The 5,946-nt window shown below is 67.8% G+C and carries 4 protein-coding genes; 1 reads left to right on the top strand and 3 read right to left on the bottom strand.

Annotated features, from left to right (window positions below):
- The 3 genes from MFF04_RS14500 to MFF04_RS14490 all read right to left on the bottom strand — a co-directional run.
- On the bottom strand, positions 1-1,003 hold a 1,003-nt coding region (locus tag MFF04_RS14500; RefSeq protein ID WP_238276786.1), incomplete at its 3' end, for an ABC transporter transmembrane domain-containing protein.
- A gap of 220 nt (positions 1,004-1,223) precedes the next feature.
- Complete coding sequence (locus MFF04_RS14495; RefSeq protein ID WP_238276784.1) at positions 1,224-2,291, bottom strand: HD-GYP domain-containing protein; 1,068 nt, start codon at positions 2,289-2,291, stop codon at positions 1,224-1,226.
- Between the two features lie 619 nt (positions 2,292-2,910).
- Entirely contained in the window at positions 2,911-3,603 is a 693-nt protein-coding gene (locus MFF04_RS14490) for a GntR family transcriptional regulator (protein ID WP_238276782.1), read from the bottom strand.
- Between the two features lie 542 nt (positions 3,604-4,145).
- Here MFF04_RS14490 and oxlT point away from each other — a divergent pair.
- The gene (gene oxlT / locus MFF04_RS14485; RefSeq protein ID WP_238276781.1) at positions 4,146-5,426 is read left to right on the top strand and encodes an oxalate/formate MFS antiporter; all 1,281 of its coding nucleotides are present in this window, start codon (positions 4,146-4,148) and stop codon (positions 5,424-5,426) included.
- The last annotated feature ends 520 nt before the right edge of the window (positions 5,427-5,946 follow it).

Below are 5,946 nucleotides of genomic sequence, written 5' to 3'. Positions count from 1 at the left end.
CACCACGCGGCGCAGGAAGGGACAGGCGCTTCCTCTCCGCCTCCAGGCTCCGGAACACGGTCTGCAGCCGGCCGTAGGCTTGGCGCGCAGCCACGAAGGACAGCCAGCGCGAGACCGCGGACTGGCCGATGCCGATGCAGCCGTTGCCGATGAGCATGATGCCCATCATCGCGCCGGGCGTCGCCTGCTGCCGAATCACGAGCAGCGCCGTGATCGCCACCAGCCCGAAGCCGACGAACTTGTGCAGGAAGTCGAGGAGCGCGTGGATCGTCTCCATGTAGGAGGCGGTCGAGACGCGCATCGCCTCGCCCCGGCGGTAGCTCTCCAGCCAGCGCTCGCGGAAGCCGCGCTTCATGGCCATGGCCTGAAGCGTCTCCGCCTCGCGGAAGGCGGATTCGCGGATGCGCTCGGCGCGGGCAGAGGACTCGGCCGCCTGCTTGTAGCGCTCGCGGCTCGTGAGATCGCCGACGAACAGGATCAGGCAGATCACCGCGACCGCGACCAGCAGGATCAGCCCGAGCCAGACGTGGATGATGAAGGCCGCGGCCACGTAGAGCGGCATGAAGGGGAAATCGAGGAGCGCGGCGATGCCGGGGCCGGTCGAGAAGTCGCGGACGGTGTCGAGGTCGTTCAGCAGGCGCAGGGAGTCGAGGCGCCGGGTCTGGAGCGAGCCGTAGTAGCTCGCGTCGTAGATGCGGTGGGAGATCTGGTCGTTGAAGGCGATGCCGAGCCGCCGCAGGATCGAGGCCCGGTAGGCCCGCAGCATCGTCCCGAGCACGAGGGCGATCAGGAAGAAGACGCCGAGGCCGGCGAGCGTGCCGTAGCTCAGGGTCGTCATCACCCGGTCGAGGACCTGGATGCCGAAGAAGTAGCCCGCGAAGCCGGAGACGTTGATGAAGGCGCTGAACAGGACGAGATGCACGAAGGCCGGCCGGATCGAGCGCATCGCGTCGTCCAGCGGCGTCGGGGCGTCGGCCGCCTGTCCGGGCCTGGTCGTCAGCAACGCGTCTCTCCCGTGAAGGCCGCTCCGTTGCAACGGGAGTGCCGGGACCGGCCCCGCCGAGCCGTCGCCGGCCGCGCGGCATATCACCCTTCGAGAGGACGATATATCGGCGCGACCTCATCCCGGTGTTTCGGGCGCATTTAAGGTGAAGGGCGATTCGCGGCCGGCCGGGGGCGGGCGGAACCTTGTCGAAGGGATAGAGGCGGCGACGAGTTATTGATCAGCCCCAGGCCCGGACGGAGCTGGCGATCACGGGCGCGAAGGCGAGCAGCAGCGTGCGGTCGAGCTGCCCGCGCATCCCGGTCATCGTCGCGACCGCCTCGGCGTGGGTCATCGGCGCCCGGTAGGCCCGGCGCTCGGTGAGCGCCGAGTAGATGTCGCAGATCGTCACCATCCGTACGAGGTCGGCGATGGCCCCGCCGCGTAGGCCGTCCGGGTAGCCGCTGCCGTCGAGCTTCTCGTGGTGGTGCCGCACGACGTCGAGGATCGCGGGCTCGAAGCCCCCCTGCGCCGCGAGGATGTCGGCGCCGATCGCGGCGTGGGTGCGCATCTGCGCGGTCTCCGCCGCGTCGAGGGCCGCGGGCTTGTTGAGGATCTCGACCGGGATGCGCGACTTGCCGATGTCGTGAAGGAGCGCCGCCTGCGTGAGGCGGCGCAGGTCGGGCCCGCTCAGGCCGATCTCGCCGCCGAAGGCCGCCGCGAAGCCGGCGACGCTCAGGGTGTGCTGATAGAGCCCGATATCGTGACGCCAGACGATCTCCAGCCAGTCGCGGATGCCGACCTCGGAGACTGCCTCCATCACCGCCTGGGTGCCCCTGGCGCTCTCCTCGGCCGTGACGGGATCGCCGGTGGCCGCGCGGCCGAACAGATTCGAGACCACGGTCATCGCCGCGCCGGCCCGCGCCTGGAGCGCCCGCGCGCGCCGCTCGCGCGCTCGCGATCCGAGGTCGATCATCTCGAGCATCGCCGTGAAGACGGAGGCCCTCGACGCATCCGCCGGCATCACGCGCAGGAACGGGCTCACCTCGTCGGCGCGCGGCGCGTCGCCGTCGCGGGTCAGATGCAGAAGCGGAATGCCGGCGGCACGGGCACGCCTGCGCATCTCCGCCGCAGCCCCGGCATCGGCCTCGGGATGAATGTCGGTGACGAGGAGGAGCGGTCGCTCGTCGGGCAGCGCACCGCGAGGCTCGGCATAGCGGCAGGGCGCGACACGATCGACGCCGCGCGACAGCAGCCGAGTCCGGTCCGGCGCGTCGGTGACGAGGAGAACGAACCCTTCCTGCGCCATCCGATCAGTCTCGACGCACCTCTCTGCGGGCCGTGCTCGTCATACTGCACAAACTCGCTCGGCGGGTACATGACCTTTCCCGCCCAACCTGGGGGCCGACTACTTGGTCCGGCAAGAAAAAAGCGCGCTCCTCGCGGAGCGCGCTCGAAGGCAGTCCCATGTCTCAGGAAGGACGCCGCCTTCATACGCTCGGTGAATACAAAATTCCAGACAGAAATCCGGAATTTCACAGGCGCGTGAGGAAAAGGTCGGCGGAGGGCGGTCGAGACCCTTTGACAGCGCGGCATCACGACGCAGGGCTGGCGAAGCCTCAGGGGACGCATCTGCTCGGCCAGGTCGACTCCGAGGGCGAGTCATCGCGGCCGGTCGCGCGGACGGTCGACGCCCGCGGCGATCCCCGAACCGATGCTGCAAAGCAGCAATATGGGCGGCAGACGACTCAAGACCGCATTGCAGGCATGCGCCAATCGCATAAGTAGCGCATTCGCTGTTCAAAAGGCTGGGAGACGCCCTCGGACGCCGCGTTCCGTCATAGCGAAGCGGGCTTGCGACGCGTCCAGGCGCGCTGCATCGGGCGCCTGGACGCAATGGCGCCGGCAGACCTGCCGCGGTGCGCCCCTTAGTCCAGGTGGTCGCCGTAGCGGTTGACGTGCTCGGCCAGACCGAGCCCGTGGGCGCGCACCAGCGCCTCCGCAAGGTCCGCGTCGCGCGCCTCCAGGGCCTTGATGATCCTCACGTGCTCCTTGATCGACTCCTCGGCCCGGTCGCCCTGGCGGAGGGCGGTGTTCCGGATGCCGCGGACATGCATGAGCAGGTTGCTGGAGAGCTCCTGGATCACCTCGCAATGGCCGAGCGCGATGATCGTCTGGTGGAAGCGGATATTAGCCTCCGAGTACTCGTCGATGTGCTCGTTCGGCTTGCCGTCGTAGAATTCGGGGAAGGTCTCGCGGAGCGAGCGCAGCTGCGCGTCGGTGGCTCGCGCGCAGGCGAGCCGCGCCGCCATGCTCTCGAGCGCCGCCCAGGCGTGGATCATCCCGACGATCTCGCGCTTGGTCTTCTTGATGACGAAGACGCCGCGGCGCGCCTCGGAGCGCACGAACCCTTCCTGCTCGAGCACAGTGAGCGCCTCGCGCACGGGGGTCCGGCTGACGCCGAGATCCTGGGACAGCTTGCGCTCGTCCAGCCGGACCTCGTCGGGCCGGCCGTAGATGTCCATGTTGGTGATGGCCGCCTTCAGAGCCTCGTACGCCAAGGTCCGCAGGCTCGAGTTGGCGACGATCGGCTTGATGCAGAACTGCCCGTTGTCCGTCATCCCGCCGCGTCCCTGCCCGTCGTCATCGCCGATATCCGGACGCCTACTGCTCCGGCCGCGCATCTTCTTGCGCGGAAACTGGTATGCCAGCCTCGCCTTGTCAATTCGACGGGCGGACATGCCTCTCCTGCAGGCCCGAGATCCGGACTGATCTTTTCGCCCGAAGCCCGGCCTCCGAAGGCCCAAAGCGTGCGAGCCATGCATTTCGGAGAGTTGTGCATCGCACAATAAATCATCGCCCAGTGTTCGCATGCGCGTGGAACGAGCCTGCGGACCCGAGATCCGTAAAGCGCAACGCTTCCGTGGCGCCGATGACATCATGCACGTCTTCGAACGATTTTTGTTCCCAAAAAATCGGCACGCCGATTGACAGGGGCCCGAAAGGCCGCTCAGATATGCTGGTATACCGTCGACCTAGACTTCCGGGGAGGGATTAAAATGCCTCCTCGGCCGGTATCCCGCGTTTCGGCGCGGAATCCGGCGCGCCTCGTCATGTCCGCGACGCGCCGGTCCAAAAAAACGAAGTTCGAGGAGAAGCGCCAATGTCGTTGACGAAGGAAGGGCCACGCGTGAACCGCTGGCTCCAGCTCGCGTTCGGGGTGGTCTGCATGTGCATGATCGCCAACATGCAGTACGGGTGGACGTTCTTCGTCAATCCGATCCAGGAGCGGCACGGCTGGGATCGCGCCGCGATCCAGATCGCCTTCACGCTGTTCGTCGTCACCGAGACCTGGCTCGTTCCAATCGAGGGCTGGTTCGTCGACAAGTACGGCCCGCGGATCGTGACGCTGGTCGGCGGCGCGCTCTGCGGCATCGCCTGGATCATGAATGCCTACGCGACCTCGCTGACGACGCTCTACATCGCGGCGGCCATCGGCGGCACGGGTGCGGGCGCCGTCTACGGCACCTGCGTGGGCAACTCGCTGAAGTGGTTCCCGGACCGTCGCGGCCTCGCCGCCGGCATCACCGCGATGGGCTTCGGCGCGGGCTCGGCGCTCACCGTCGTGCCGATCCAGATGGTCATCAAGAACTACGGCTACGAGTCGGCCTTCCTGTGGTTCGGCATCGCCCAGGGCATCGTCGTGATGCTCATCGCCCTGTTCCTCGTCTCCCCGAAGAAGGGTGAGGTGCCGGACGTCGCCAAGGTCAGCCAGAGCAAGCGCGACTTCTCCCCCGGCGAGATGGTGCGCACCCCGATCTTCTGGGTGATGTACGCGATGTTCGTGATGATGGCCGCCGGCGGCCTGATGGCGACCGCTCAGCTCGGCCCCATCGCCAAGGACTTCCATATCGCCGATACGCCGGTGAGCCTCCTCGGCATCACCCTGCCGGCGCTGTCCTTCGCCGCCACCATTGACCGCGTGCTCAACGGCGTGACGCGCCCGTTCTTCGGCTGGGTCTCCGACCATATCGGCCGCGAGAATACGATGTTCGTCTCCTTCGCCATCGAGGGCGTCGGCATCTACGCGCTCAGCGTGTTCGGCAACGACCCGTTCATGTTCGTGATGCTGACCGGCCTCGTGTTCTTCGCCTGGGGCGAGATCTACAGCCTGTTCCCGGCGATCTGCGGCGACACCTTCGGCTCGAAGTACGCCGCCACCAACGCGGGCCTGCTCTACACCGCCAAGGGGACCGCGGCGCTGATCGTGCCCTATACGAGCATCATCACCACGATGACGGGCAACTGGCACGCGGTGTTCCTCGCCGCCGCCGCCCTCAACATCATCGCGGCCCTGATGGCGGTGCTCGTGCTCAAGCCGATGCGCCAGCGCTATACCAGGGCCCCGGTGGAGGGCGTCCCGACCCCCGCCGCCGCCCACTGACGGCCTCCGCCTCCGGGCGGATCGAAGACCACGGGCCCGGCGCCGCGAGAGCGGCGCCGGGTTCTTTTTGTTCGATGGTCGGAGCCGGCCCGATCCGGGTCGGCAAGGCATCGGCGCAGACCGTGGAGCCTGTACTCAAGCGAGGCGGAAGCCGAATGGTGGTTTGGCGCCGAATGCAGCGCCGGCCTCATGCTGCAGTGTCCGCGGGGCCTAGGCCGCATCGGACGCGTCGTGCTCTGATCCCCTGCGGGCGACGGCGAGAGCGGCTCTCTCTGCGTCGCCGGAAGGGGGCACTACCCGGGACGACCCTCGGAACGGCCCGCCACGACTCCGTCGCTTCCGGCGGCTCTCCGTGACAGCGCGCTGCCTCTTCCGTCCTCGGGACGCATCGGCACTCTCAGAACTCGAGCACACGAAAAACCCGGCGGGCCTGCGCCCGCCGGGTCAACGTCATCGCGCTCGCGCGGGCGCTACGGCCCGCGTTCCGTGGTCGTCACCCTTTGAGGTGCTGGACGAGAGT

This window comes from Methylobacterium jeotgali (genome assembly GCF_022179345.1).
Lineage (GTDB): Bacteria > Pseudomonadota > Alphaproteobacteria > Rhizobiales > Beijerinckiaceae > Methylobacterium > Methylobacterium jeotgali.
The sequence above is the reverse complement of the archived record's forward strand: the minus strand, read 5'-3'. Positions and strand labels throughout refer to the sequence as shown.

Coding starts and splice junctions, on each gene's coding strand:
- MFF04_RS14490 (WP_238276782.1), bottom strand. CDS start 3,603: ATGACGGACAACGGGCAGTTCTGCATCAAGCCGATCGTCGCCAACTCG.
- MFF04_RS14495 (WP_238276784.1), bottom strand. CDS start 2,291: ATGGCGCAGGAAGGGTTCGTTCTCCTCGTCACCGACGCGCCGGACCGG.
- oxlT (WP_238276781.1), top strand. CDS start 4,146: ATGTCGTTGACGAAGGAAGGGCCACGCGTGAACCGCTGGCTCCAGCTC.